Source organism: Streptococcus sp. NSJ-72 (assembly GCF_014334035.1).
GTDB lineage: Bacteria > Bacillota > Bacilli > Lactobacillales > Streptococcaceae > Streptococcus > Streptococcus constellatus.
This window is the reverse complement of the sequence record NZ_CP060489.1, coordinates 1,234,643-1,258,221: the sequence shown is the minus strand read 5'-3', so window position 1 is coordinate 1,258,221 and position 23,579 is coordinate 1,234,643. Positions and strand designations below refer to the sequence as shown.

The window sequence follows — 23,579 nt, the reverse complement described above, 5'->3', positions numbered from 1 at the left end:
TCAATGTCAAAAAATAGCACTACAGCAACAATGCTTGATTCATATGTAAATACAGCAATTAGAAACTATGTAAGAGAATATGATGAGTCAAATGATTTCCCAAGAGAGATATGGGATAATTTAGCGAATGATATGAATATATTTTCGCCCATTTTATCTGAAAAAAATCATACATTGAGTTCTGATTTCATCACATTTATCCGAAAAATTGCTAATGAATTTGCTGCTCTTTCAGCTATTTTATTAACCCAAGGCTGCTATGGCATCTATTCTATTTTAAATTTTGGGACAGCAGAGCAAAAGGAGTTATATCTTGAAAAATTACTGAAAGGCAACTGCATAGCAGGGCTGGGATTTTGTGAATATAAGCACTTAAATGGACTGGAAGACCTAGAAACCTATGCAACAAAAACTGAGCAGGGCTGGTATCTATCGGGGAAAAAAGCCATGATTTCTAATAGCAGTGTTGCAGATATATTATTAATTTTGGCAAAAGTAAAAGAACAAAGTAAGGAAGAGACGTACGGACTCTTTATTGTCGATCCGAATGATTCAGATGTTCTGATTGGTGAACAAATTGAAAAGCCAGGGTTAATCGGTCTCCCTTTGAGTTCAGTTACTTTAGAAAATGTCTTACTCCCAAAACATGCTTTACTGGGAGGTGAATTGCTTGGAGATGTACAATTTGCTAACATTATCAAGAATATGCAACTTGGTTTAAGTGCTATTGCGTTAGGGATTGCTGAGGGAGCTTTTAAGAAAGGACTTGAATTTGCAAAAGTGAAAAGAGAATTTGGTAAGCGCTTGATTGATGTCGAGGTTCACCAACATAAGTTTGCTGATTTGTATAATAAACTATGCTCGGCAGAAGCTTATTTTGACTCCTATCCTAGTCAGATAGAAGAAGACGCAAAATTTGTTTCTCGCATAAAATTATACACAACTAAAGTTGCAATTGAAATATCCGATGAAATTATTAGACTTATCGGGCCTTTTCAAAAATTTGATAAAATTAATATCAGACGTTACTTAAAGGATGCTGAGATTATTGAAAATTATGGTAGGTCTGGAAATTCTATTAGACGAGAAATTGCTGAAAGATGGCTAAAGGAGTAAGAAATGGCAAAACTCACTCTACAAGAATATCAATTTGGAGACATGAAACTAATTTGGTTACGTGGTGCTGATAAAATGACGGATGCAGGCACTCTCTTTGGCCCTGTACCAAAAGTTGTTTGGTCACGCTATTATCCAACAACTAAAGAAAATATGATGGTTGAATTGACAGATCCCATATTGATTCAATACAAGGACAAAAACTATTTAATTGATGCAAGTTTTAATACTGCTAAACTTTCGGATAAACAGAGACGAAATCTAGGAATTTTATCCGAAAGCAGAATTGAGGAAAGCTTGGAAACCTTAGGGTTGACACCAAAAGATATTTCTCATGTGTTGATGACTCACATGCACCACGATCACTCTGGCGGTTTAACGAAATTAGATGAAAACAATCAATTGGTTTCAACCTTTCCCAAGGCTAAGATTTTTGTCAATGATATTGAATGGTATGAAATGATGAATCCAAACAATCGAACGCGAGGAACTTATCTCAGAGAAAATTGGGAGCCGATTCAGCATCAAGTCGAGACATTCACTGAATATTTAAATATCATTCCAGAAATACAACTAGTTCATACTGGCGGGCATAGCAATGGTCATAGTATTATTTTACTGAAACAGGGAAAGGAAACGATGATCCATATGGCGGATTTGCTCTTAACCCACGTGCATCGTAAGCCTGTTTGGGTTGCTGCTGTAGATGACTATCCTATGCGTTCTATTATTGCAAAAGAAAAATGGCTCAAGGAAGCATTTGAAAATCATTATAAATTTTTCTTTTATCATGATCAATTTTTTGCTGTTGCAGAATTTGACCATGAAGGAAAAGAAATTGTTGATTATGTAAAGCGGATTCGTGAACCAAGACTTCCATTTACCGATAAGCAAGATAGAAAACCTGCTTTATATCATTAAAATTTAAAAATCGCCTTTTATTTTTGAAAGGCTTTTTTTATGACTCTATTTATCAATGCGGATTATTTAAAATTCTGATATAATGAAAATGTTAGAATACTGTAAGAAAGAGGTTTTCATGGCAATAATTCAATGGTTTCCAGGTCATATGTCAAAGGCTCGGAGACAAGTACAAGAAAATATCAAATTTGTGGATTTTGTGACAATTTTAGTAGATGCGCGTTTGCCATTATCTAGTCAAAATCCTATGCTAACTAAAATCGTGGGCGATAAGCCTAAGCTTCTTATTTTAAATAAGGCGGATTTAGCTGATTCTGATGTGACGAAAGAGTGGCGAAGATATTTTGAAAGTCAAGGTATCAAGACCTTGGCAATCAATTCTAAAGAACAATCAACTGTTAAAAAAGTCACAGAAGCAGCTAAGTCATTGATGAAAGAAAAAATTGCTCGGCAAAAAGAACGTGGGATCCAAATTGAAACATTGCGGACTATGATTATCGGCATCCCGAACGCTGGTAAATCAACCCTGATGAACCGTTTAGCTGGGAAAAAAATCGCTGTGACTGGAAATAAACCAGGTGTTACCAAGGGGCAGCAGTGGCTCAAGTCTAATAAGGACTTGGAAATTTTAGATACTCCAGGGATTCTCTGGCCTAAGTTTGAGGATGAAAAAGTAGCTTTAAAACTCGCTTTAACAGGAGCAATTAAAGACGATTTGCTCCCAATGGATGAAGTTACTATTTTCGGAATCAATTATTTTAAAGAACATTATCCAAAAGAGCTTCGAGAACGGTTCAAGCAAATAGACTTGAAAGAAGAAGCACCGGAAATAATTATGGATATGACACAGAAATTAGGATTTCGCGATAATTATGACCGGTTTTATCAGCTTTTTATCAAAGAGATTCGTGACGGAAAAGTAGGGCGATATACATTGGATATGCTGGGAGACTTGAATGGCAACGATTAAAGAAATTCAGAAACAGTTGGAACAAGTTACCGGTTTGGATGATCCATTTTTTAAAGCGCTGGCTCATGATGAGCGGACTGGGGTAAAGAAATTGGTTGTTAAGCGTCGCAAAGTAATTCAAGACGAGTATGAAGAAGACGCTCGATTGGAAAAAATGCTATGCTATGAAAAAGATTTTTATGCACAGGGTATAGAATGGATTGCCGGCATTGATGAAGTTGGTCGTGGTCCTTTGGCCGGTCCTGTTGTGGCTGCGGCAGTTATTTTACCTAAAAACTCTAAAATAAAAGGTCTCAACGATAGCAAGAAAATTTCTAAGAAAAAACATGAAACAATCTATCAAGAAGTGCTAAAGCAAGCGGTTGCAATTGGTATTGGTATCAAGGATAATCAAGTTATTGATGAAGTGAATATCTATGAAGCAACGAAGTTGGCTATGATAGAAGCTGTTGGAAATCTTAAAATTACTCCACAACATCTTCTGATTGATGCCATGAAGCTAGATCTTCAAATACCACAGACTTCTATCATCAAAGGAGATGCCAATTCACTCTCCATTGCGGCTGCTTCAATCGTAGCAAAAGTGACTAGGGATCGCATGATGACAGATTATGAGCTGATTTATCCGGGTTATGACTTTTCACACAATGTTGGTTATGGAACTCAGCATCATTTAGAAGGATTGAAACGTAGAGGAATTACTCCTATACACCGGAAAACCTTTGAACCAATTAAATCTATGATTGAAAAGGCAGAGGATCAAAAATGATTATTGGCAAGGTTTTAAACAATAATGTAGTCATTTCTGAAGAAAATCACCAAGAAGTAGTTCTAATGGGACGTGGGTTAGCCTTTGGTTGTAAGGCGGGAGATGACATTCAGGACAACCTAATTGAGAAAAAATATGTTTTATCAGAAAAACAAGCGTGACCTGTTATTGGAATTGCCTTCTAATATCATTGAAATGGCTGATGAAATTAGTTATGCGCATAGATGAACAAATGTATTTAACCATTTATTTATCAAGAATGAAAAGGAAAATCAATGGAAACTGAATATGAAAAAATGATAGCGGGACAATTATACAATCCTCAAGATCCAGAATTACGCAAGCTTGTATCTCGTTCTCGCAAATTTCAATACACATTTAACGCAGAACGAGATGACAAAAGAAGAAGTGATTTAGTAAAAGAATGGCTTGGTTCTACTGGTGAAAGTATTTCTATGAAGCCAAATTTTGTTTGCGATTATGGTATCAATATACATTTAGGTGAGAATTTCTACTCTAATTGGAACATGACCATGCTTGATGTCTGCCCGATTACAATTGGAAAGAACGCAATGTTTGGACCAAATTGTCAGCTTTTGACACCTCTCCATCCTTTGAATGCACAAGAACGCATATCAGGTGTAGAGTATGGTGCACCGATAACTATTGGGGATAATTTCTGGGCAGGTGGTGGTGTAACGATTTTACCAGGAGTAACATTAGGTAACAATGTTGTCGTTGGTGCGGGATCAGTTGTCACTAAATCTTATGGTGATAATGTTGTTTTAGCAGGAAACTCAGCTCGGATTATTAAAGAATTAGATAAAATGTAAAAAACGAGAAATTCTCGTTTTTTTAATTCCTTTTACGAATAATATAACTGAAAGACAATTAGCAATAGTAAAAGGAATGATAAAATGGATAATTTTGATATTTATAAACTAAAAACAGCTGGTTTGACCAACCAACAAGTCATCAATGTATTGGAATACGCAGAAATTCGCGAAAAAGAATTGTCAGTCAAAGATATGGCAGTTGTCTCCGAATGTCGTAATCCTGCTCTTTTTATTGAAAAAATAGCATAAAAATCTAGTTATCCGCATAAAAACTGGACTTATCACACTTTATCAAGGTCAAAACCACTCAATTTACTACTAATTTACTACTTATGAATGAGCTTTGATACGACGATTTATCCTTGAAAAGTGAAGATATAAAGATACTTCCAATAAAATTTGAATATTTAATAGGTAGACACTTCAAAAAATGAGGTGTCTATTTTTTTACCCGATTTTGAAAGGAAGTGAACTTATGAAAACAAAAAATCAAGAATCAAAAGGTCGTTCCCCACTCTTTAAGACCATCAAACATTCATTCAGCCAATAAAAAAGAAAGGATAGGTAAAAATATGGAACTTAAATTTGTGATTCCCAACATGGAAAAAACATTCGGCAATTTAGAATTTGCTGGCGAGGATAAAGTCGTTCAGCGAAGAATCAACGGACGGCTAACTGTCTTATCAAGAAGCTATAATCTCTATTCTGATGTTCAAAGAGCAGATGATATTGTGGTGGTGCTTCCTGCTGAAGCTGGCGAAAAACATTTCGGCTTTGAGGAACGTGTGAAGTTAGTCAATCCACGTATTACCGCAGAGGGCTACAAAATCGGCACTCGTGGTTTTACAAATTACCTTTTACATGCTGACGACATGATAAAAGAATAAAGAAAGAGAGGAAAAATGATGAGATTAGCAAATGGCATTGTATTAGATAAAGACACGACTTTTGGAGAATTGAAATTCTCTGCTCTACGTCGTGAAGTGAGAATCCAAAATGAAGACGGGTCGGTTTCAGATGAAATCAAGGAACGTACCTATGACTTAAAATCCAAAGGACAAGGACGCATGATTCAAGTAAGTATTCCTGCCAGCGTGCCTTTGAAAGAGTTTGATTATAACGCACGGGTGGAACTTATCAATCCCATTGCGGACACCGTTGCTACTGCCACCTATCAAGGAGCAGATGTTGACTGGTATATCAAGGCAGACGATATTGTGCTGACAAAGGATTCTAGTTCATTCAAAGCTCAACCACAAGCAAAGAAAGAACCGACACAAGACAAATAGTCGCTAGGTAGAAAGGAGACTTTTTCGCATGAAACAGCGTGGTAAAAGGATTCGCCCATCTGGTAAAGATTTAGTCTTTCATTTTACGATAGCGTCACTCCTGCCTGTTTTCCTGCTGGTTGTCGGACTGTTTCATGTGAAGACAATCCAGCAGATCAACTGGCAGGATTTTAACCTATCACAAGCAGATAAGATTGACATTCCCTATTTAATTATCAGTTTCAGTGTCGCAATTCTTATCTGCTTGCTGGTAGCGTTTGTATTCAAACGGGTTCGCTATGATACGGTTAAACAACTTTACCACCGTCAAAAACTGGCAAAGATGATACTTGAAAACAAGTGGTATGAATCTGAACAGGTCAAAACAGAGGGTTTCTTTAAAGATAGTGCTGGTCGTACAAAGGAAAAGATAACCTACTTCCCTAAAATGTATTATCGACTTAAAAATGGCTTGATACAGATACGGGTGGAAATCACGCTGGGAAAATATCAAGACCAACTCTTACACTTGGAAAAGAAATTAGAGAGTGGCTTGTACTGTGAGCTGACGGATAAAGAGTTAAAGGATTCCTATGTGGAATATACTTTGCTCTATGACACCATAGCCAGTCGTATTTCTATTGATGAAGTAGAAGCTAAAGATGGTAAACTTCGCTTAATGAAAAACGTATGGTGGGAATATGATAAGCTCCCTCATATGTTGATTGCTGGTGGTACAGGTGGCGGTAAAACTTACTTTATACTGACACTGATTGAAGCCTTGCTTCATACAGATTCAAAACTGTATATTCTTGACCCGAAAAATGCTGATCTTGCGGACTTAGGTTCTGTGATGGCAAATGTCTACTATAGAAAAGAAGACTTGCTTTCTTGCATTGAAACATTCTATGAAGAAATGATGAAACGTAGTGAGGAAATGAAGCAGATGAAGAACTATAAGACTGGCAAAAATTATGCTTACTTAGGTCTCCCGGCACACTTCTTAATCTTTGATGAATACGTCGCTTTCATGGAAATGCTGGGAACAAAAGAAAACACCGCAGTTATGAATAAGCTGAAACAGATTGTCATGTTAGGTCGTCAAGCTGGCTTCTTTCTAATACTGGCTTGTCAACGTCCAGACGCAAAATATTTAGGCGACGGAATCCGTGATCAGTTTAATTTCAGAGTGGCTTTAGGTCGTATGTCTGAAATGGGCTATGGCATGATGTTTGGCAGTGACGTACAAAAGGATTTCTTCTTAAAGCGAATCAAAGGTCGTGGCTATGTTGATGTAGGAACAAGTGTCATATCAGAGTTTTATACTCCCCTTGTACCAAAAGGATATGATTTCTTGGAGGAAATTAAAAAGTTATCCAACAGCAGACAGTCCACGCAGGCGACGTGCGAAGCGGAAGTCGCAGGTGTGGACTGATCTTGCTGGCTGGTGTGGCAATAGCCACGCCAGCACTTAACCCCCCGTATCTAACAGGGGGGTACAAATCGACAGGAAACAGTCAAAAAAACATTAGAAAATCCTTTGGTTACAAGGGATTTACAAAATTTCAGCGTATGTCAAATGGGCTTTAAAAGTTGACATACGCCTTTTTGATTGGAGGGATTTTTACTGAATGAACAAACTTGGTTACAGCATTTAAAAGAAAAACGCTTGGCTTATGGACTATCTCAAAACCGTTTAGCTGTTGCGACTGGTATTACAAGGCAGTATCTAAGCGATATTGAAACAGGAAAAGTCAAGCCATCAGAGGATTTACAGCAGTCCCTTTGGGAAGCTCTGGAACGCTTCAATCCCGACGCTCCCCTTGAAATGCTGTTTGATTATGTAAGGATTCGCTTTCCGACAACAGACGTACAGCAGGTGGTCGAAAACATCTTACAACTGAAACTGTCCTATTTTCTTCATGAGGACTATGGTTTCTATTCTTATTCAGAGCATTATGCTTTAGGCGACATATTCGTCCTTTGCTCCCATGAACTGGACAAAGGAGTTCTGGTGGAATTGAAAGGTCGTGGGTGCAGACAATTTGAAAGCTATCTTCTGGCACAACAAAGAAGCTGGTATGAGTTCTTTATGGACGTTTTGGTGGCTGGCGGTGTGATGAAACGCCTTGACCTTGCCATTAACGATAAGACAGGGATTTTAAATATCCCTGTACTCACTGAAAAGTGCCAACAGGAAGAATGTATCTCCGTCTTCCGCAGTTTTAAAAGCTATCGCAGTGGCGAACTGGTACGCAAAGAGGAAAAGGAATGTATGGGAAACACCCTCTATATCGGTTCATTACAAAGTGAAGTTTATTTCTGTATCTATGAAAAGGACTACGAGCAGTACAAGAAAAATGATATTCCCATTGAAGACGCAGAAGTAAAAAACCGTTTTGAGATTCGATTGAAAAATGAGCGTGCCTATTATGCAGTCCGTGATTTACTCGTCTATGACAATCCAGAGCATACCGCCTTTAAAATTATCAATCGGTATATCCGTTTTGTAGATAAAGACGATTCCAAACCTCGTTCTGATTGGAAACTGAATGAAGAATGGGCTTGGTTTATTGGGAACAATCGTGAACGATTAAAACTAACCACAAAACCAGAGCCTTACTCCTTCCAAAGGACGCTGAACTGGCTATCTCATCAAGTTGCCCCGACCTTAAAGGTTGCGATTAAACTTGATGAAATCAACCAGACGCAGGTTGTAAAAGACATTCTCGACCATGCGAAACTGACAGACCGACACAAGCAGATTTTGAAGCAACAGTCAGTAAAAGAACAGGACGTGATAACAACAAAAAAATAACTCAAATACAAATTCATTGAATATAGAGAGGAGAACATTTTTATGAATTTTGGACAAAACCTTTATAACTGGTTTCTATCAAACGCTCAATCACTGGTGCTTTTAGCAATCGTTGTGATTGGCTTGTATCTTGGCTTCAAGCGTGAGTTTAGCAAACTGATTGGCTTTTTAATTATTGCGATTATTGCGGTTGGCTTAGTCTTCAACGCTGCTGGAGTAAAAGACATTTTACTAGAGCTATTCAATCGCATTATTGGTGCTTAAATAAAACCGTTCTTTTGTGGAATATAAGTGGTTTTCTTATGTTCCGCAAAGGAATGGTACACCAAACGAAGTGCGGTAGGGATTTTTGAATCTCTACAAAGAAAGGACGTGAATATATGGACGATATGCAAGTCTATATTGCGAATTTAGGCAAATACAATGAGGGCGAATTGGTCGGTGCGTGGTTTACCTTTCCCATTGACTTTGAGGAAGTCAAAGAGAAAATCGGCTTGAATGATGAATATGAGGAATACGCCATTCATGACTACGAGTTACCCTTTACGGTTGACGAATACACTTCCATTGGCGAACTCAATCGACTATGGGAAATGGTATCGGAATTACCCGAAGAATTACAATCGGAGCTATCTGCTCTGCTCACTCATTTTTCAAGCATTGAAGAACTAAGCGAACATCAAGAGGATATTATCATTCATTCCGATTGTGATGATATGTATGACGTGGCACGCTACTACATTGAAGAAACGGGTGCTTTAGGCGAAGTACCAGCTAGTCTTCAAAACTATATTGATTATCAAGCCTATGGTCGGGATTTAGACCTTTCAGGAACGTTTATCTCAACCAATCATGGGATTTTTGAAATCGTCTATTAAATCTGTCGGTACATTACTACTGGCAGATTTTCTATTTTACGGGGTGGCTCAATCAGCTACCCCTATTTTTTATGAAAGGATTGATTACATGAAGAAAATACGAAGCTATACCAGTATCTGGTCTGTGGAAAAGGTACTGTATTCTATCAATGATTTTAGACTTCCGTTTCCCATAACCTTTACGCAAATGACATGGTTTGTCGTGTCACTCTTTGCAGTGATGATACTTGGCAACTTGCCCCCTCTTTCCATGATAGAGGGAGCATTTCTCAAATACTTTGGGATTCCTGTGGCTTTCACATGGTTTATGTCTACAAAAACTTTTGATGGTAAAAAGCCTTATGGATTTTTGAAGTCTGTCATTGCTTATGCACTGCGACCAAAGCTGACCTATGCAGGAAAAAAAGTAACGCTTGGCAGAAACCAGCCACAAGAAGCCATTACAGCAGTTAGGAGTGAATTTTATGGCATATCCAATTAAATACATTGAAAACAATCTCGTCTGGAATAAAGACGGGGAATGTTATGCTTACTATGAGCTTGTTCCTTACAATTACTCATTTCTAAGTCCAGAACAGAAAATACAAGTGCATGATTCTTTCAGACAGCTTATCGCACAAAATCGTGATGGCAAAATTCATGCTTTACAAATCAGTACAGAATCCAGCATACGTTCTGCACAAGAGCGTTCCAAAAATGAAGTCACTGGCAAGCTCAAAGCGGTTGCCTATGACAAAATCGACCAACAGACAGACGCTTTAATATCCATGATTGGCGAAAATCAAGTGAACTACCGTTTCTTTATCGGCTTTAAGTTGCTTCTCAACGATCAGGAGTTTTCTATGAAAAGTCTTACCGTTGAAGCAAAAAATGCTTTGTCTGATTTTGTCTATGATGTGAACCATAAGCTGATGGGCGATTTTGTTAGTATGAGTAATGATGAAATCCTGCGTTTTCAGAAGATGGAAAAGCTCTTAGAAAATAAAATCTCTCGTCGTTTCAAAATCCGCAGGTTAGATAAGGACGACTTCGGCTATCTGATTGAACACCTTTACGGACAGACAGGCACTGCCTATGAAGAGTATGAGTACCATCTATCAAAGAAAAAGCTGGATAATGAAACGCTGATTAAATACTATGACTTGATTAAGCCTACTCGCTGTTTGGTGGAAGAAAAACAGCGATATTTGAAAATCCAGCAGGAAGATGAAACCGTCTATGTAGCTTACTTTACCATTAACAGCATTGTCGGAGAACTGGACTTCCCGTCCTCTGAAATCTTCTACTACCAGCAACAGCAATTTACATTCCCGATTGATACGTCAATGAATGTGGAAATTGTAGCGAATCGTAAAGCCCTATCTACTGTCCGCAATAAAAAGAAAGAACTGAAAGACTTGGATAACCACGCTTGGCAAAGTGATAATGAAACCAGCTCCAATGTGGCGGAAGCTCTGGAAAGTGTGAATGAGCTGGAAACCAATTTAGACCAAAGCAAGGAATCTATGTACAAGCTGTCTTATGTGGTAAGGGTATCAGCAAATGATCTTGACGAACTCAAACGTCGTTGTAATGAAGTGAAAGATTTTTATGACGATTTAAGCGTAAAACTGGTACGACCATTTGGGGATATGCTCGGCTTACATGAAGAATTTTTACCTGCCAGCAAGCGTTATATGAATGATTATATTCAATACGTGACCTCTGATTTCCTCGCTGGTTTAGGTTTTGGTGCTACTCAAATGCTGGGGGAAAATGAGGGGATTTATGTTGGCTACAGCTTAGATACTGGACGCAATGTCTATCTGAAACCTGCTCTTGCCAGTCAAGGGGTTAAGGGTTCAGTAACCAATGCGTTAGCGTCGGCTTTTGTTGGTTCGCTGGGTGGTGGTAAATCCTTTGCGAATAACCTTATCGTCTATTATGCGGTGCTTTATGGGGCACAAGCAGTGATTGTAGACCCAAAAGCAGAACGTGGCAGATGGAAAGAAACCTTGCCAGAGATTTCCCATGAAATCAATATCGTCACTCTGACTTCTGATGAGAAAAACAAAGGCTTACTTGACCCTTATGTGATTATGAAAAATCCCAAAGATTCTGAATCACTGGCTATTGATATTCTGACATTCCTTACGGGGATTTCCTCTCGTGATGGGGAACGCTTCCCAATCCTTAGAAAAGCCATTCGTGCAGTAACCAATAGTGAAGTACGAGGGTTGATGAAAGTGATTGAGGAATTACGGGTTGAGAATACGCCACTAAGTACCAGTATAGCCGACCATATCGAAAGTTTTACAGACTATGACTTTGCACATTTATTATTCAGTAATGGTTATGTGGAGCAGTCTATCAGCTTAGAAAAACAACTGAACATTATACAGGTTGCGGACTTGGTACTTCCCGACAAGGAAACTTCCTTTGAGGAATATACCACTATGGAGCTTTTATCCGTTGCTATGCTGATTGTCATTAGTACCTTTGCTTTAGACTTTATCCATACAGACCGAAGCATTTTCAAGATTGTAGATTTAGACGAAGCATGGAGCTTTTTACAGGTAGCACAAGGAAAAACACTATCTATGAAGCTGGTTCGGGCTGGTCGTGCTATGAACGCTGGGGTATATTTCGTGACCCAAAATACAGACGACCTCTTAGATGAAAAACTGAAAAATAACCTCGGCTTAAAATTTGCATTTCGTTCCACTGACCTTAACGAGATTAAAAAGACCTTAGCCTTTTTTGGTGTAGACCCAGAGGACGAAAACAATCAGAAGCGATTGCGTGATTTGGAAAACGGGCAATGCCTTATCAGTGATTTATATGGTCGTGTCGGTGTGATACAGTTCCACCCTGTATTTGAAGAACTGCTCCATGCCTTTGATACCAGACCACCTGTGCGAAAAGAGGTGTAAATGTGAAACCATCAATAGTAAACAGAATAAAATCAAACTGGACGCTGAAACGTCTAGGTAAAGTGGCAATGACAGTGGCTTTCACACTTGTGATTGCCATTTTTCTTTTAGCCATGCTGGGAACGGTGGTTCAAGCTGCGGGCTTGGTAGATGATACGGTCAATGTGGCAAATGAATACAGCCGATACCCACTTGAAAACTATCAACTGGATTTTTATGTGGATAATAGCTGGGGCTGGCTTCCGTGGAACTGGTCGGACGGGATTGGAAAACAGGTCATGTATGGACTATATGCCATTACCAATTTTATTTGGACAATCAGTTTGTATGTTTCCAATGCGACAGGTTACTTAGTACAGGAAGCCTATTCCTTAGACTTCATTTCCGCTACAGCAGATTCCATTGGTAAGAATATGCAGACCTTAGCTGGTGTGAGTGCAAACGGATTTTCAACAGAGGGTTTCTATGTTGGATTCCTCTTACTCTTGATTTTGGTTCTTGGGGTTTATGTTGCCTATACGGGACTGATAAAGAGAGAAACCACAAAGGCAATTCATGCCATTATGAATTTTGTGCTGGTGTTTATCCTATCGGCTTCCTTTATTGCCTACGCTCCCGACTACATTAAAAAAATCAATGACTTTTCATCAGACATCAGTAATGCCAGTTTATCACTTGGCACGAAGATTGTCATGCCCCATTCCGATAGTCAAGGCAAGGACAGCGTGGACTTAATCAGAGATAGCCTGTTTTCCATACAGGTTCAGCAACCGTGGCTACTGCTTCAATACAACAGTTCAGACATTGAAAGTATCGGTATTGACCGTGTGGAAAGCCTGCTCTCCACCAGCCCAGATTCCAACAATGGCGAAGACAGAGAAAAAATTGTTGCGGAAGAAATTGAAGACAGAAGCAATACCAATCTAACCATTACAAAGACCATTAACCGTTTAGGTACAGTCTTCTTCCTATTTGTCTTCAATATTGGGATTTCCATATTTGTATTCCTATTAACAGGAATCATGATTTTCTCGCAGGTACTTTTTATCATCTATGCTATGTTTCTGCCTGTGAGCTTTATTTTAAGCATGATTCCATCATTTGATGGTATGTCAAAACGAGCCATAACAAAGCTCTTTAATACCATTTTGACACGAGCTGGAATCACATTGATTATTACGACAGCATTTAGTATTTCAACCATGCTCTATACCTTATCGGCTGGTTATCCGTTCTTTTTGATTGCTTTTCTACAGATTGTGACCTTTGCAGGAATCTACTTCAAGCTGGGCGATTTAATGAGTATGTTTTCTCTACAGAGTAACGATTCTCAAAGTGTGGGAAGTCGTGTGATGAGAAAACCTCGTATGCTTATGCACGCTCACATGCACCGTCTACAGCGGAAACTTGGACGTTCCATGACTACTCTAGGGGCTGGGTCTGCCATTGTTACAGGTAAAAAAGGACAGTCGGGTTCGGGGAGTTCTGCAAGGACACAAGCAGATCACTCCCGACCAGACGGAAAGGAAAAATCAACACTTGGAAAACGTATCGGTCAAACCATCGGTACAGTAGCTGATACCAAAGACAGAATGGTAGACACTGCTAGTGGTTTGAAAGAACAGGTTAAAGATTTGCCGACCAATGCAAGATATGCAGTATATCAAGGAAAATCCAAAGTAAAAGAGAATGTCCGTGATTTAACCAGTAGTATTTCTCAAACCAAAGCGGACAGAGCCAGTGGACGCAAGGAACAGCAGGAACAAAGGCGAAAAACCATTGCGAAGCGTCGCTCTGAAATGGAACAGGTCAAACAGAAAAAACAGCCTGCTTCTTCTGTTCATGAAAGACCGACTACAAGACAAGAACAATATCATGATGAACAGACCTCAAAACAGTCTAATATTCAGACTTCATATAAGGAATCTCAACAAGCCAAACAAGAGCGTCCAGCAGTTAAGTCCGATTTTTCAAGTCCAAAAGTGGAACGCCAAGGCAATACCGTTCAAGAAAAAACCGTTCAAAAGCCAGCAACTTCAACCACTACAGCAGATAGAACTTCACAACGTCCAATCACAAAAGAACGTCCGTCTACTGTTCAAAGAGTACCACTACAAAATACAAGAAGTAGACCACCAATCAAAACCGCCACCATTAAGAAAGTCGGTAAGAAACCATGAAGTTGAAAACTTTAGTGATTGGTGGTTCTGGATTATTCTTGATGGTCTTCTCACTGCTTCTGTTTGTTGCCATTTTATTTTCAGATGAACAGGACAGCGGAATTTCCAATATTCATTATGGAGGTGTGAATGTTTCCGCAGAAGTGCTGGCTCATAAGCCTATGGTAGAAAAATATGCCAAAGAATATGGCGTTGAAGAATATGTCAACATACTTCTTGCGATTATACAGGTGGAATCGGGCGGTACTGCGGAAGATGTTATGCAGTCCTCGGAATCCCTCGGTCTTCCACCTAATTCATTGAGTACAGAAGAATCCATTAAGCAAGGTGTGAAGTATTTCAGTGAATTATTAGCCAGTAGCGAAAGGCTCAGTGTAGATTTAGAATCGGTTATCCAGTCCTACAATTATGGTGGTGGTTTCTTAGGGTATGTGGCTAATCGTGGAAATAAATATACCTTTGAACTGGCTCAAAGTTTCTCAAAAGAGTATTCAGGTGGCGAAAAAGTGTCTTACCCCAATCCCATAGCCATACCTATCAATGGGGGCTGGCGATACAACTATGGCAATATGTTTTATGTGCAACTGGTAACGCAGTATCTTGTCACAACAGAGTTTGATGATGATACGGTACAAGCCATCATGGACGAAGCACTGAAATATGAGGGCTGGCGATACGTTTACGGTGGAGCTTCCCCGACTACTTCTTTTGATTGTAGCGGACTGACACAATGGACGTATGGAAAAGCTGGAATTAACTTACCACGAACCGCACAACAGCAATATGATGTGACCCAGCATATCCCACTATCGGAAGCACAAGCTGGCGATTTGGTTTTCTTTCATTCTACCTATAACGCTGGCTCTTATATTACTCATGTTGGGATATACCTTGGCAATAACCGTATGTTTCATGCAGGCGACCCAATCGGTTATGCCGACTTAACAAGCCCCTACTGGCAACAGCATTTAGTGGGAGCAGGACGAATCAAACAATGAGAAAGGAAGATTTAATGATGAAATTTAGAAAAAATCAGAATAAAGAAAAACAGATACCAAAGGAAAAGAAACCTCGTGTCTACTATAAGGTCAATCCTCATAAAAAGGTTGTGATTGCCTTGTGGGTACTTTTAGGGCTTAGTTTCAGCTTTGCGATATTCAAGCACTTTACAGCTATAGATACTCATACTATTCACGAAACAACTATCATAGAAAAGGAATACGTTGATACTCATCATGTAGAAAATTTTGTAGAGAACTTTGCGAAAGTCTACTATTCATGGGAGCAATCCGATAAGTCCATTGATAATCGAATGGAAAGTCTAAAAGGCTATCTGACAGATGAACTTCAAGCTCTCAATGTTGATACAGTACGCAAAGATATTCCTGTATCGTCTTCTGTAAGAGGATTTCAGATATGGACGGTAGAGCCAACTGGCGACAATGAGTTTAATGTAACCTACAGTGTAGACCAGCTCATTACAGAGGGAGAAAATACAAAGACCGTCCACTCTGCTTATATAGTGAGTGTCTATGTAGATGGTTCTGGAAATATGGTACTGGTTAAGAATCCGACCATTACCAACATACCTAAGAAATCAAGTTATAAACCAAAAGCCATTGAAAGTGAGGGGACGGTTGATTCCATTACAACCAATGAAATCAATGAGTTTTTAACGACGTTCTTCAAGCTCTATCCTACAGCGACAGCCAGTGAACTTTCCTACTATGTGAATGACGGGATATTAAAACCAATCGGAAAAGAGTACATCTTTCAAGAACTGGTAAATCCTATTCACAATCGTAAGGATAATCAAGTCACGGTATCGCTGACAGTGGAGTATATCGACCAGCAGACCAAAGCAACGCAGGTATCTCAATTTGATTTGGTACTTGAAAAGAACGGGAGTAATTGGAAGATTATAGAATAACAAATATTGGTACATTATTACAGCTATTTTGTAATCACGTACTCTCTTTGATAAAAAATTGGAGATTCCTTTACAAATATGCTCTTACGTGCTATTATTTAAGTATCTATTTAAAAGGAGTTAATAAATATGCGGCAAGGTATTCTTAAATAAACTGTCAATTTGATAGTGGGAACAAATAATTGGATGTCCTTTTTTAGGAGGGCTTAGTTTTTTGTACCCAGTTTAAGAATACCTTTATCATGTGATTCTAAAGTATCCGGAGAATATCTGTATGCTTTGTATGCCTATGGTTATGCATAAAAATCCCAGTGATAAGAGTATTTATCACTGGGATTTTTATGCCCTTTTGGGCTTTTGAATGGAGGAAAATCACATGAAAATTATTAATATTGGAGTTTTAGCTCATGTTGATGCGGGAAAAACTACCTTAACAGAAAGCTTATTATATAACAGTGGAGCGATTACAGAATTAGGAAGCGTGGACAGAGGTACAACGAAAACGGATAATACGCTTTTAGAACGTCAGAGAGGAATTACAATTCAGACGGCGATAACCTCTTTTCAGTGGAAAAATACTAAGATAAACATCATAGACACGCCAGGACATATGGATTTTTTAGCAGAAGTATATCGTTCATTATCAGTATTAGATGGGGCAATTCTACTGATTTCTGCAAAAGATGGCGTACAAGCACAAACTCGTATATTGTTTCATGCACTTAGGAAAATAGGTATTCCCACAATCTTTTTTATCAATAAGATTGACCAAAATGGAATTGATTTATCAACGGTTTATCAGGATATTAAAGAGAAACTTTCTGCGGAAATTGTAATCAAACAGAAGGTAGAACTGCATCCTAATATGCGTGTAATGAACTTTACCGAATCTGAACAATGGGATATGGTAATAGAAGGAAATGATTACCTTTTGGAGAAATATACGTCTGGGAAATTATTGGAAGCATTAGAACTCGAACAAGAGGAAAGCATAAGATTTCATAATTGTTCCCTGTTCCCTGTTTATCACGGAAGTGCAAAAAACAATATAGGGATTGATAACCTTATAGAAGTGATTACGAATAAATTTTATTCATCAACACATCGAGGTCAGTCTGAACTTTGCGGAAAAGTTTTCAAAATTGAGTATTCGGAAAAAAGACAGCGTCTTGCATATATACGTCTTTATAGTGGCGTACTGCATTTGCGAGATTCGGTTAGAATATCGGAAAAGGAAAAAATAAAAATTACAGAAATGTATACTTCAATAAATGGTGAATTATGTAAAATCGATAAGGCTTATTCCGGGGAAATTGTTATTTTGCAGAATGAGTTTTTGAAGTTAAATAGTGTTCTTGGAGATACAAAGCTATTGCCACAGAGAGAGAGAATTGAAAATCCCCTCCCTCTGCTGCAAACGACTGTTGAACCGAGCAAACCTCAACAAAGGGAAATGTTACTTGATGCACTTTTAGAAATCTCCGACAGTGACCCGCTTCTGCGATATTATGTGGATTCTGCGACACATGAAATCATACTTTCTTTCTTAGGGAAAGTACAAATGGAAGTGACTTGTGCTCTGCTGCAAGAAAAGTATCATGTGGAGATAGAAATAAAAGAGCCTACAGTCATTTATATGGAAAGACCGTTAAAAAAAGCAGAGTATACCATTCACATCGAAGTTCCACCGAATCCTTTCTGGGCTTCCATTGGTCTATCTGTAGCACAGCTTCCATTAGGGAGCGGAGTACAGTATGAGAGCTCGGTTTCTCTTGGATACTTAAATCAATCGTTTCAAAATGCAGTTATGGAGGGGATACGCTATGGCTGTGAACAAGGATTGTATGGTTGGAATGTGACGGACTGTAAAATCTGTTTTAAGTATGGCTTATACTATAGCCCTGTTAGTACCCCAGCAGATTTTCGGATGCTTGCTCCTATTGTATTGGAACAAGTCTTAAAAAAAGCTGGAACAGAATTGTTAGAGCCATATCTTAGTTTTAAAATTTATGCGCCACAGGAATATCTTTCACGAGCATACAACGATGCTCCTAAATATTGTGCGAACATCGTAGACACTCAATTGAAAAATAATGAGGTCATTCTTAGTGGAGAAATCCCTGCTCGGTGTATTCAAGAATATCGTAGTGATTTAACTTTCTTTACAAATGGACGTAGTGTTTGTTTAACAGAGTTAAAAGGGTACCATGTTACTACCGGTGAACCTGTTTGCCAGCCCCGTCGTCCAAATAGTCGGATAGATAAAGTACGATATATGTTCAATAAAATAACTTAGTGTATTTTATGTTGTTATATAAATATGGTTTCTTGTTAAATAAGATGAAATATTTTTTAATAAAGATTTGAATTAAAGTGTAAAGGAGGAGATAGTTATTATAAACTACAAGTGGATATTGTGTCCTGTATGTGGAAATAAAACACGATTAAAGATAAGGGAAGATACTGAATTAAAAAAATTCCCCCTCTATTGTCCGAAATGCAGACAAGAAAATTTAATTGAAATAAAGCAGTTCAAAGTAACTGTGATTACAGAGCCAGACGCAAAGACGCAGAGCCGATAAAATGAGATTAATACAATCTCATTTTATCGGCTCTTTCCGTTATGTATGGATTCTTTTAATTAGTCTTCGATGTTTCTTGCTTCGTTGATACCGCTGGCTAAAGATTCCATTAAGGATAGTTCTTTGTCTGTAAAGCTATCCATGTATTTCTCTATCTGTAATCGTCGGGTGCTTTTTACCAAGTTATTAGCAGGTAAGAAAAATTCATCAACGGAAACATGAAGTAACGATACAAGGTCATAAAGAACTTGTATGCTGGGGTGTTGCCCTTTATTTTCAATATTAGTTAAGTACCGTGGGTCAATTTCAATCAATGCTCCCACTTGTTCACGAGTTAAACCTCGTTTCAATCGAGCTTCTTTAATGGCTAAACCAAAGGCTCTAAAATCATATTTATCTTCTTTTTTACGCATAGTAGACCACCTCTATACATTTTATTGTTCCTACTGAATTAAAAACAGGTATAGAAAAACGTGTTATATGGTTTATAGGTTTATATTTAATAAAAAGCACTACTAAACGCCAATAAAAAAAACCGTTATATGGTAGTGCTATTTACGCTGTTAAAATATTGTATATTACTTCCAAATGGCGGTTTGTTGGAGGTCAACGTCGCCATGAAGTACATCATATACAATAAATTTCCTTACATTGGGTTCTTGTCAAAAAAAGTCGTCTATCTGCAATAGATAAGTACGTCCACCAATGTGGTTTTATAAATCATATAGATAGAATAACAGAAGCATGTAAACAGAGAAATAAATCTGTTTATATGCTTTTTTGGCTATTCAGAACTTTTTTACAAAGTTTATTTATCAGTAATGCAACAAATCCCCCTTTCACATTGGGACTAAGAGTGAAAGGAGATAAACGAGCAAGGCTCACTTCCTTTCCTAGACAGAAAGGGGGTGAGAAACATGAAACCATCTTCTTTTCAGACCACAATAGAAAATCAGTTTGACTATATCTGTAAACGTGCTATGGAAGACGAGCGAAAGAATTATATGCTTTATCTTTCAAGGATTGCAAAGCGTGAGGTGTCCTTTTCGGATGTTGGCGATTATCTTGTTAGCCAGTTTGCGACAACAGATAACTATTCAACTGACTTTCAGATTTTTACACTCAATGGGTTATCAGTAGGCGTTGAAAATGATTTGTTGAGTGAAGCATTACGTGAGTTGCCAGACAAGAAACGTGAAATTCTACTGCTGTTTTACTTTATGGACATGAGCGATTCAGAAATTGCAGACCTGTTGAAATTGAACCGTTCTACTGTCTATCGGCATAGAACCAGTGGACTAGCCTTAATTAAAAAGTTTATGGAGGAATTTGAAGAATGAAAACACAATATCCTATGATTCCCTTTCCTCTCATTGTAAAGGCAACAGATGGCGATACCGAAGCGATTAACCAGATTCTACATCATTACAGAGGGTACATAACGAAGCGTTCCCTACGACTTATGAAAGATGAATATGGCAATCAAAGTATGGTCGTTGATGAAGTCTTACGTGGAAGAATGGAAACCAGACTGATTACAAAGATTTTGTCATTTGAAATTAAGTAATATCCTCTCTCCTTTCGTGGAAGCGTGCTAAACCATTCCACGCTTCCCGAACAGGGAGGTTTGTTATTCCACCAAAGCATATTGAGCTTTCAATGTGTTTTGATAGGCTAACGAGCCATTGTTCTTTGAAAACTGAATAAAAGTAATCGAATACGTTTCGATAAGAAAAGAGCCAACGGAACTAACCGCCATGACCTATCTTATAAAGATAGCGAGCGATTCATGTTAGTGATCCGAGAAGCAATCTTTAGCAGGATTGCCTGCAACGACATTCTTATCGTGATAATGATACTCCCATACAGTCAATAGTCCGAGCGTGATAAAACCGTCGCAGGCAATGAGTATGGCTACATGAGAACCATGCAGGGGTGGAACTCCCGTGAGCTTTGCTAAAGCTGTTCGATTGCTGGTAAAACAACTTTTATGAAATCCAAATAAGTGATTTGGAAAGGAGGATTTTATGAAGCAGACTGACATTCCTATTTGGGAACGTTATACCCTAACCATTGAAGAAGCGTCAAAATATTTTCGTATTGGCGAAAACAAGCTACGACGCTTGGCAGAGGAAAATAAAAATGCAAATTGGCTGATTATGAATGGCAATCGTATTCAGATTAAACGAAAACAATTTGAAAAAATTATAGATACATTGGACGCAATCTAGCGTCGCCAAAGGGTCTTGTATATGATAAAATAGTATTAAGTCGTATCAAGGCTCTTTCCATAAAGGAAAGGAGCAAATGCCATGTCAGAAAAAAGACGTGACAATAAAGGTCGAATCTTAAAGACTGGAGAGAGCCAACGAAAAGACGGAAGATACTTATACAAATATATAGATTCATTTGGAGAACCGCAATTTGTTTACTCGTGGAAACTTGTGGCTACAGACCGAGTACCAGCAGGAAAGCGTGATTGTATCTCACTTAGAGAGAAAATCGCAGAGTTACAGAAAGACATTCATGATGGTATTGATGTTGTAGGAAAGAAAATGACACTCTGCCAGCTTTACGCAAAACAGAACGCTCAAAGACCAAAGGTTAGAAAAAACACTGAAACTGGACGCAAATATCTTATGGATATTTTGAAGAAAGACAAGTTAGGTGTAAGAAGTATTGACAGTATTAAGCCATCAGACGCTAAAGAATGGGCTATTAGAATGAGTGAAAATGGTTATGCTTATCAAACCATCAATAACTACAAACGTTCTTTAAAGGCTTCATTCTATATTGCTATACAAGATGATTGTGTTCGGAAGAATCCATTTGACTTTCAACTGAAAGCAGTTCTTGATGATGATACTGTCCCTAAGACCGTACTAACAGAAGAACAGGAAGAAAAACTGTTAGCCTTTGCAAAAGCTGATAAAACCTACAGCAAAAATTATGATGAAATTCTGATACTCTTAAAAACAGGTCTTCGTATTTCAGAGTTTGGTGGTTTGACACTTCCAGATTTAGATTTTGAGAATCGTCTTGTCAATATAGACCATCAGCTATTGAGAGATACTGAAATTGGGTACTACATTGAAACACCAAAGACCAAAAGTGGCGAACGTCAAGTTCCTATGGTTGAAGAAGCCTATCAAGCATTTAAGCGAGTGTTAGCGAATCGAAAGAATGATAAGCGTGTTGAGATTGATGGATATAGTGATTTCCTCTTTCTTAATAGAAAGAACTATCCAAAAGTGGCAAGTGATTACAACGGCATGATGAAAGGTCTTGTTAAGAAATACAATAAGTATAACGAGGATAAATTGCCACACATCACTCCACATAGTTTGCGACATACATTCTGTACCAACTATGCAAATGCAGGAATGAATCCAAAGGCATTACAGTACATTATGGGACATGCTAATATAGCCATGACGCTGAACTATTACGCACATGCAACATTCGATTCTGCAATGGCAGAAATGAAACGCTTGAATAAAGAGAAGCAACAGGAGCGTCTTGTTGCTTAGTAGTACAAATGAATTTACTACTTATTTACCACTTCTGACAGCTAAGACATGAGGAAATATGCAAAGAAACGTGAAGTATCTTCCTACAGTAAAAATACTCGAAAGCACATAGAATAAGGCTTTACGAGCATTTAAGAAAATATAAAAAGATAATTAGAAATTTATACTTTGTTTATTTTTAAAATATTTACAATTAGATGATGATTTATTACGTCAAGAATTTGAGAAATTTCCATCTTTTTCTATCTTGGAAGATGTATATCCTTGGGATTTGAGTGAAATTTATAATCCACCCGTTCTTCTTTTTTATAAAGGTAATTTGGATTTGCTAAAATTACCTAAAGTAGCTGTTGTAGGAAGTCGGAATAGTAGCCGAGTAGGCAGTCAATCCGTTCAAAAGATTATTAAAGAGCTAAACAATGAATTGGTTATCGTGAGTGGTTTAGCACGCGGAATTGATACCTCAGCTCACATGGCAGCATTGCAAAATGGTGGTCGAACAATTGCAGTTATCGGAACGGGTCTAGACGTTTTTTATCCAAGGGCGAATAAAAAACTCCAATCGTATTTGGGAGAACATCATCTAGTGCTTAGTGAGTATAGTCCTGAAGCAGAGCCATTAAAATTTCATTTTCCAGAGCGTAATCGGATTATAGCAGGATTGTGTAGAGGGGTTATTGTTGCTGAAGCTAAAATGCGCTCAGGCAGCCTTATTACTTGTGAGCGAGCAATGGAAGAAGGGCGAGATGTATTTGCTATTCCAGGGTCAATTTTAGATGGAAGAAGTGATGGCTGTCATCATTTGATTCAGGAGGGAGCAAAATGCATCACATCAGGGTCTGACGTACTTTCTGAATTCCAGTTTTAAA

General features: G+C 38.2%; 26 protein-coding genes and 4 pseudogenes. 27 read left to right on the top strand and 3 right to left on the bottom strand.

Features of this window, described 5'->3' with window-relative positions; genetic code table 11:
* Nucleotides 1-3: 3 nt before the first annotated feature.
* The 22 genes and pseudogenes from H8787_RS06150 to H8787_RS06045 all read left to right on the top strand — a co-directional run bounded on the left by H8787_RS06150 (nt 4) and on the right by H8787_RS06045 (nt 19,180).
* A complete protein-coding gene (locus tag H8787_RS06150) occupies nt 4-1,116 on the top strand; it encodes an acyl-CoA dehydrogenase family protein (RefSeq protein WP_037597004.1) in 1,113 nt (370 codons plus the stop codon).
* Between the two features lie 3 nt (nt 1,117-1,119).
* Nucleotides 1,120-2,037 (top strand): MBL fold metallo-hydrolase, encoded by a 918-nt coding sequence (locus H8787_RS06145; RefSeq protein ID WP_187327682.1) that lies wholly within the window; start codon nt 1,120-1,122, stop codon nt 2,035-2,037.
* 118 nt (nt 2,038-2,155) lie between these two features.
* Nucleotides 2,156-3,007, top strand: a complete 852-nt coding sequence (gene ylqF, locus H8787_RS06140) for a ribosome biogenesis GTPase YlqF (protein ID WP_187327681.1) — start codon at nt 2,156-2,158, stop codon at nt 3,005-3,007.
* Entirely contained in the window at nt 2,994-3,776 is a 783-nt protein-coding gene (locus H8787_RS06135; RefSeq protein ID WP_003069059.1) for a ribonuclease HII, read from the top strand. Before ylqF ends, H8787_RS06135 begins: the two co-directional genes overlap by 14 nt.
* Nucleotides 3,773-3,986 (top strand): annotated as a pseudogene (locus H8787_RS06130) (CAT RNA binding domain-containing protein); the annotation flags it as partial. The gene H8787_RS06135 and the pseudogene H8787_RS06130, both read left to right, overlap by 4 nt.
* Before the next feature lie 65 nt (nt 3,987-4,051).
* Nucleotides 4,052-4,609 carry a sugar O-acetyltransferase gene (locus H8787_RS06125; protein WP_003069062.1) on the top strand — a complete coding sequence of 186 codons (558 nt, stop codon included), beginning with the start codon at nt 4,052-4,054 and terminating at the stop codon, nt 4,607-4,609.
* An 84-nt stretch (nt 4,610-4,693) separates the two neighbouring features.
* Nucleotides 4,694-4,852, top strand: a pseudogene (locus H8787_RS06120) (DNA processing protein DprA); the annotation flags it as partial.
* A 332-nt stretch (nt 4,853-5,184) separates the two neighbouring features.
* A complete protein-coding gene (locus H8787_RS06115; protein WP_000420682.1) occupies nt 5,185-5,499 on the top strand; it encodes a YdcP family protein in 315 nt (104 codons plus the stop codon).
* A gap of 15 nt (nt 5,500-5,514) precedes the next feature.
* On the top strand, nt 5,515-5,901 hold the full coding sequence (locus H8787_RS06110; protein WP_000985015.1) for a YdcP family protein: 387 nt from the start codon (nt 5,515-5,517) through the stop codon (nt 5,899-5,901).
* A gap of 28 nt (nt 5,902-5,929) precedes the next feature.
* On the top strand, nt 5,930-7,315 hold the full coding sequence (locus H8787_RS06105; RefSeq protein WP_000813488.1) for an FtsK/SpoIIIE domain-containing protein: 1,386 nt from the start codon (nt 5,930-5,932) through the stop codon (nt 7,313-7,315).
* Nucleotides 7,316-7,317: 2 nt separating this feature from the next.
* On the top strand, nt 7,318-7,470 hold the full coding sequence (locus H8787_RS06100) for a hypothetical protein (RefSeq protein WP_000879507.1): 153 nt from the start codon (nt 7,318-7,320) through the stop codon (nt 7,468-7,470).
* 22 nt (nt 7,471-7,492) lie between these two features.
* Nucleotides 7,493-8,698, top strand: a complete 1,206-nt coding sequence (gene mobT, locus H8787_RS06095) for a MobT family relaxase (RefSeq protein WP_000398284.1) — start codon at nt 7,493-7,495, stop codon at nt 8,696-8,698.
* Between the two features lie 42 nt (nt 8,699-8,740).
* A complete protein-coding gene (locus H8787_RS06090; RefSeq protein WP_001009056.1) occupies nt 8,741-8,962 on the top strand; it encodes a hypothetical protein in 222 nt (73 codons plus the stop codon).
* Between the two features lie 116 nt (nt 8,963-9,078).
* Nucleotides 9,079-9,576, top strand: coding sequence for an antirestriction protein ArdA (locus H8787_RS06085; RefSeq protein WP_000342539.1), 498 nt, complete (start codon nt 9,079-9,081; stop codon nt 9,574-9,576).
* A gap of 88 nt (nt 9,577-9,664) precedes the next feature.
* Nucleotides 9,665-10,057 carry a conjugal transfer protein gene (locus H8787_RS06080; RefSeq protein WP_000723888.1) on the top strand — a complete coding sequence of 131 codons (393 nt, stop codon included), beginning with the start codon at nt 9,665-9,667 and terminating at the stop codon, nt 10,055-10,057.
* The gene (locus tag H8787_RS06075; RefSeq protein ID WP_000331160.1) at nt 10,041-12,488 is read left to right on the top strand and encodes an ATP-binding protein; all 2,448 of its coding nucleotides are present in this window, start codon (nt 10,041-10,043) and stop codon (nt 12,486-12,488) included. Before H8787_RS06080 ends, H8787_RS06075 begins: the two co-directional genes overlap by 17 nt.
* A 2-nt stretch (nt 12,489-12,490) precedes the next feature.
* Entirely contained in the window at nt 12,491-14,668 is a 2,178-nt protein-coding gene (locus H8787_RS06070) for a CD3337/EF1877 family mobilome membrane protein (protein WP_000804748.1), read from the top strand.
* Complete coding sequence (locus H8787_RS06065; RefSeq protein ID WP_000769868.1) at nt 14,665-15,666, top strand: lysozyme family protein; 1,002 nt, start codon at nt 14,665-14,667, stop codon at nt 15,664-15,666. Before H8787_RS06070 ends, H8787_RS06065 begins: the two co-directional genes overlap by 4 nt.
* On the top strand, nt 15,663-16,598 hold the full coding sequence (locus tag H8787_RS06060; RefSeq protein ID WP_001224320.1) for a conjugal transfer protein: 936 nt from the start codon (nt 15,663-15,665) through the stop codon (nt 16,596-16,598). Before H8787_RS06065 ends, H8787_RS06060 begins: the two co-directional genes overlap by 4 nt.
* A 313-nt stretch (nt 16,599-16,911) precedes the next feature.
* A pseudogene (locus H8787_RS10285) lies at nt 16,912-16,959 on the top strand (hypothetical protein); the annotation flags it as partial.
* 15 nt (nt 16,960-16,974) lie between these two features.
* A complete protein-coding gene (gene tet(M) / locus H8787_RS06050) occupies nt 16,975-18,894 on the top strand; it encodes a tetracycline resistance ribosomal protection protein Tet(M) (protein WP_019418832.1) in 1,920 nt (639 codons plus the stop codon).
* A 118-nt stretch (nt 18,895-19,012) separates the two neighbouring features.
* Nucleotides 19,013-19,180: a cysteine-rich KTR domain-containing protein gene (locus H8787_RS06045; protein WP_000336323.1), complete on the top strand. Its 168-nt coding sequence runs from the start codon at nt 19,013-19,015 to the stop codon at nt 19,178-19,180.
* 59 nt (nt 19,181-19,239) lie between these two features.
* Here H8787_RS06045 and H8787_RS06040 read toward each other — a convergent pair whose 3' ends face one another.
* Complete coding sequence (locus H8787_RS06040) at nt 19,240-19,593, bottom strand: helix-turn-helix transcriptional regulator (protein ID WP_001227347.1); 354 nt, start codon at nt 19,591-19,593, stop codon at nt 19,240-19,242.
* 504 nt (nt 19,594-20,097) lie between these two features.
* Between H8787_RS06040 and H8787_RS06035 the strand changes: the two genes are divergently transcribed.
* Nucleotides 20,098-20,520 carry a sigma-70 family RNA polymerase sigma factor gene (locus tag H8787_RS06035; protein WP_000804885.1) on the top strand — a complete coding sequence of 141 codons (423 nt, stop codon included), beginning with the start codon at nt 20,098-20,100 and terminating at the stop codon, nt 20,518-20,520.
* Nucleotides 20,517-20,747 carry a helix-turn-helix domain-containing protein gene (locus H8787_RS06030; protein ID WP_000857133.1) on the top strand — a complete coding sequence of 77 codons (231 nt, stop codon included), beginning with the start codon at nt 20,517-20,519 and terminating at the stop codon, nt 20,745-20,747. The genes H8787_RS06035 and H8787_RS06030 overlap by 4 nt, the downstream gene beginning before the upstream one ends.
* Before the next feature lie 63 nt (nt 20,748-20,810).
* Here the strand turns inward: H8787_RS06030 and H8787_RS10135 are convergent, their stop codons facing one another.
* Together H8787_RS10135 and H8787_RS10130 are read right to left on the bottom strand one after the other, a co-directional pair.
* Nucleotides 20,811-20,939: a hypothetical protein gene (locus tag H8787_RS10135; RefSeq protein ID WP_000301356.1), complete on the bottom strand. Its 129-nt coding sequence runs from the start codon at nt 20,937-20,939 to the stop codon at nt 20,811-20,813.
* 33 nt (nt 20,940-20,972) lie between these two features.
* Complete coding sequence (locus H8787_RS10130) at nt 20,973-21,224, bottom strand: hypothetical protein (RefSeq protein WP_001845478.1); 252 nt, start codon at nt 21,222-21,224, stop codon at nt 20,973-20,975.
* Between H8787_RS10130 and H8787_RS06025 the strand changes: the two genes are divergently transcribed.
* From H8787_RS06025 to dprA, 3 genes and pseudogenes are all read left to right on the top strand, one after another.
* Nucleotides 21,208-21,411 carry an excisionase gene (locus H8787_RS06025; RefSeq protein WP_000814511.1) on the top strand — a complete coding sequence of 68 codons (204 nt, stop codon included), beginning with the start codon at nt 21,208-21,210 and terminating at the stop codon, nt 21,409-21,411. The two genes, H8787_RS10130 and H8787_RS06025, sit on opposite strands and share 17 nt — an antisense overlap.
* 81 nt (nt 21,412-21,492) lie before the next feature.
* The gene (locus tag H8787_RS06020; protein WP_001291561.1) at nt 21,493-22,710 is read left to right on the top strand and encodes a tyrosine-type recombinase/integrase; all 1,218 of its coding nucleotides are present in this window, start codon (nt 21,493-21,495) and stop codon (nt 22,708-22,710) included.
* A gap of 181 nt (nt 22,711-22,891) precedes the next feature.
* Nucleotides 22,892-23,578, top strand: a pseudogene (gene dprA, locus H8787_RS06015) (DNA-processing protein DprA); the annotation flags it as partial.
* Between the last annotated feature and the right edge of the window lies 1 nt (nt 23,579).

Coding starts and splice junctions, on each gene's coding strand:
- H8787_RS06150 (WP_037597004.1), top strand. CDS start 4: ATGTCAAAAAATAGCACTACAGCAACAATGCTTGATTCATATGTAAAT.
- H8787_RS06145 (WP_187327682.1), top strand. CDS start 1,120: ATGGCAAAACTCACTCTACAAGAATATCAATTTGGAGACATGAAACTA.
- ylqF (WP_187327681.1), top strand. CDS start 2,156: ATGGCAATAATTCAATGGTTTCCAGGTCATATGTCAAAGGCTCGGAGA.
- H8787_RS06135 (WP_003069059.1), top strand. CDS start 2,994: ATGGCAACGATTAAAGAAATTCAGAAACAGTTGGAACAAGTTACCGGT.
- H8787_RS06125 (WP_003069062.1), top strand. CDS start 4,052: ATGGAAACTGAATATGAAAAAATGATAGCGGGACAATTATACAATCCT.
- H8787_RS06115 (WP_000420682.1), top strand. CDS start 5,185: ATGGAACTTAAATTTGTGATTCCCAACATGGAAAAAACATTCGGCAAT.
- H8787_RS06110 (WP_000985015.1), top strand. CDS start 5,515: ATGATGAGATTAGCAAATGGCATTGTATTAGATAAAGACACGACTTTT.
- H8787_RS06105 (WP_000813488.1), top strand. CDS start 5,930: ATGAAACAGCGTGGTAAAAGGATTCGCCCATCTGGTAAAGATTTAGTC.
- H8787_RS06090 (WP_001009056.1), top strand. CDS start 8,741: ATGAATTTTGGACAAAACCTTTATAACTGGTTTCTATCAAACGCTCAA.
- H8787_RS06085 (WP_000342539.1), top strand. CDS start 9,079: ATGGACGATATGCAAGTCTATATTGCGAATTTAGGCAAATACAATGAG.
- H8787_RS06080 (WP_000723888.1), top strand. CDS start 9,665: ATGAAGAAAATACGAAGCTATACCAGTATCTGGTCTGTGGAAAAGGTA.
- H8787_RS06075 (WP_000331160.1), top strand. CDS start 10,041: ATGGCATATCCAATTAAATACATTGAAAACAATCTCGTCTGGAATAAA.
- H8787_RS06065 (WP_000769868.1), top strand. CDS start 14,665: ATGAAGTTGAAAACTTTAGTGATTGGTGGTTCTGGATTATTCTTGATG.
- H8787_RS06060 (WP_001224320.1), top strand. CDS start 15,663: ATGAGAAAGGAAGATTTAATGATGAAATTTAGAAAAAATCAGAATAAA.
- H8787_RS06040 (WP_001227347.1), bottom strand. CDS start 19,593: ATGCGTAAAAAAGAAGATAAATATGATTTTAGAGCCTTTGGTTTAGCC.
- H8787_RS06035 (WP_000804885.1), top strand. CDS start 20,098: ATGAAACCATCTTCTTTTCAGACCACAATAGAAAATCAGTTTGACTAT.
- H8787_RS06030 (WP_000857133.1), top strand. CDS start 20,517: ATGAAAACACAATATCCTATGATTCCCTTTCCTCTCATTGTAAAGGCA.
- H8787_RS10135 (WP_000301356.1), bottom strand. CDS start 20,939: ATGGCGGTTAGTTCCGTTGGCTCTTTTCTTATCGAAACGTATTCGATT.
- H8787_RS06025 (WP_000814511.1), top strand. CDS start 21,208: ATGAAGCAGACTGACATTCCTATTTGGGAACGTTATACCCTAACCATT.
- H8787_RS10130 (WP_001845478.1), bottom strand. CDS start 21,224: ATGTCAGTCTGCTTCATAAAATCCTCCTTTCCAAATCACTTATTTGGA.
- H8787_RS06020 (WP_001291561.1), top strand. CDS start 21,493: ATGTCAGAAAAAAGACGTGACAATAAAGGTCGAATCTTAAAGACTGGA.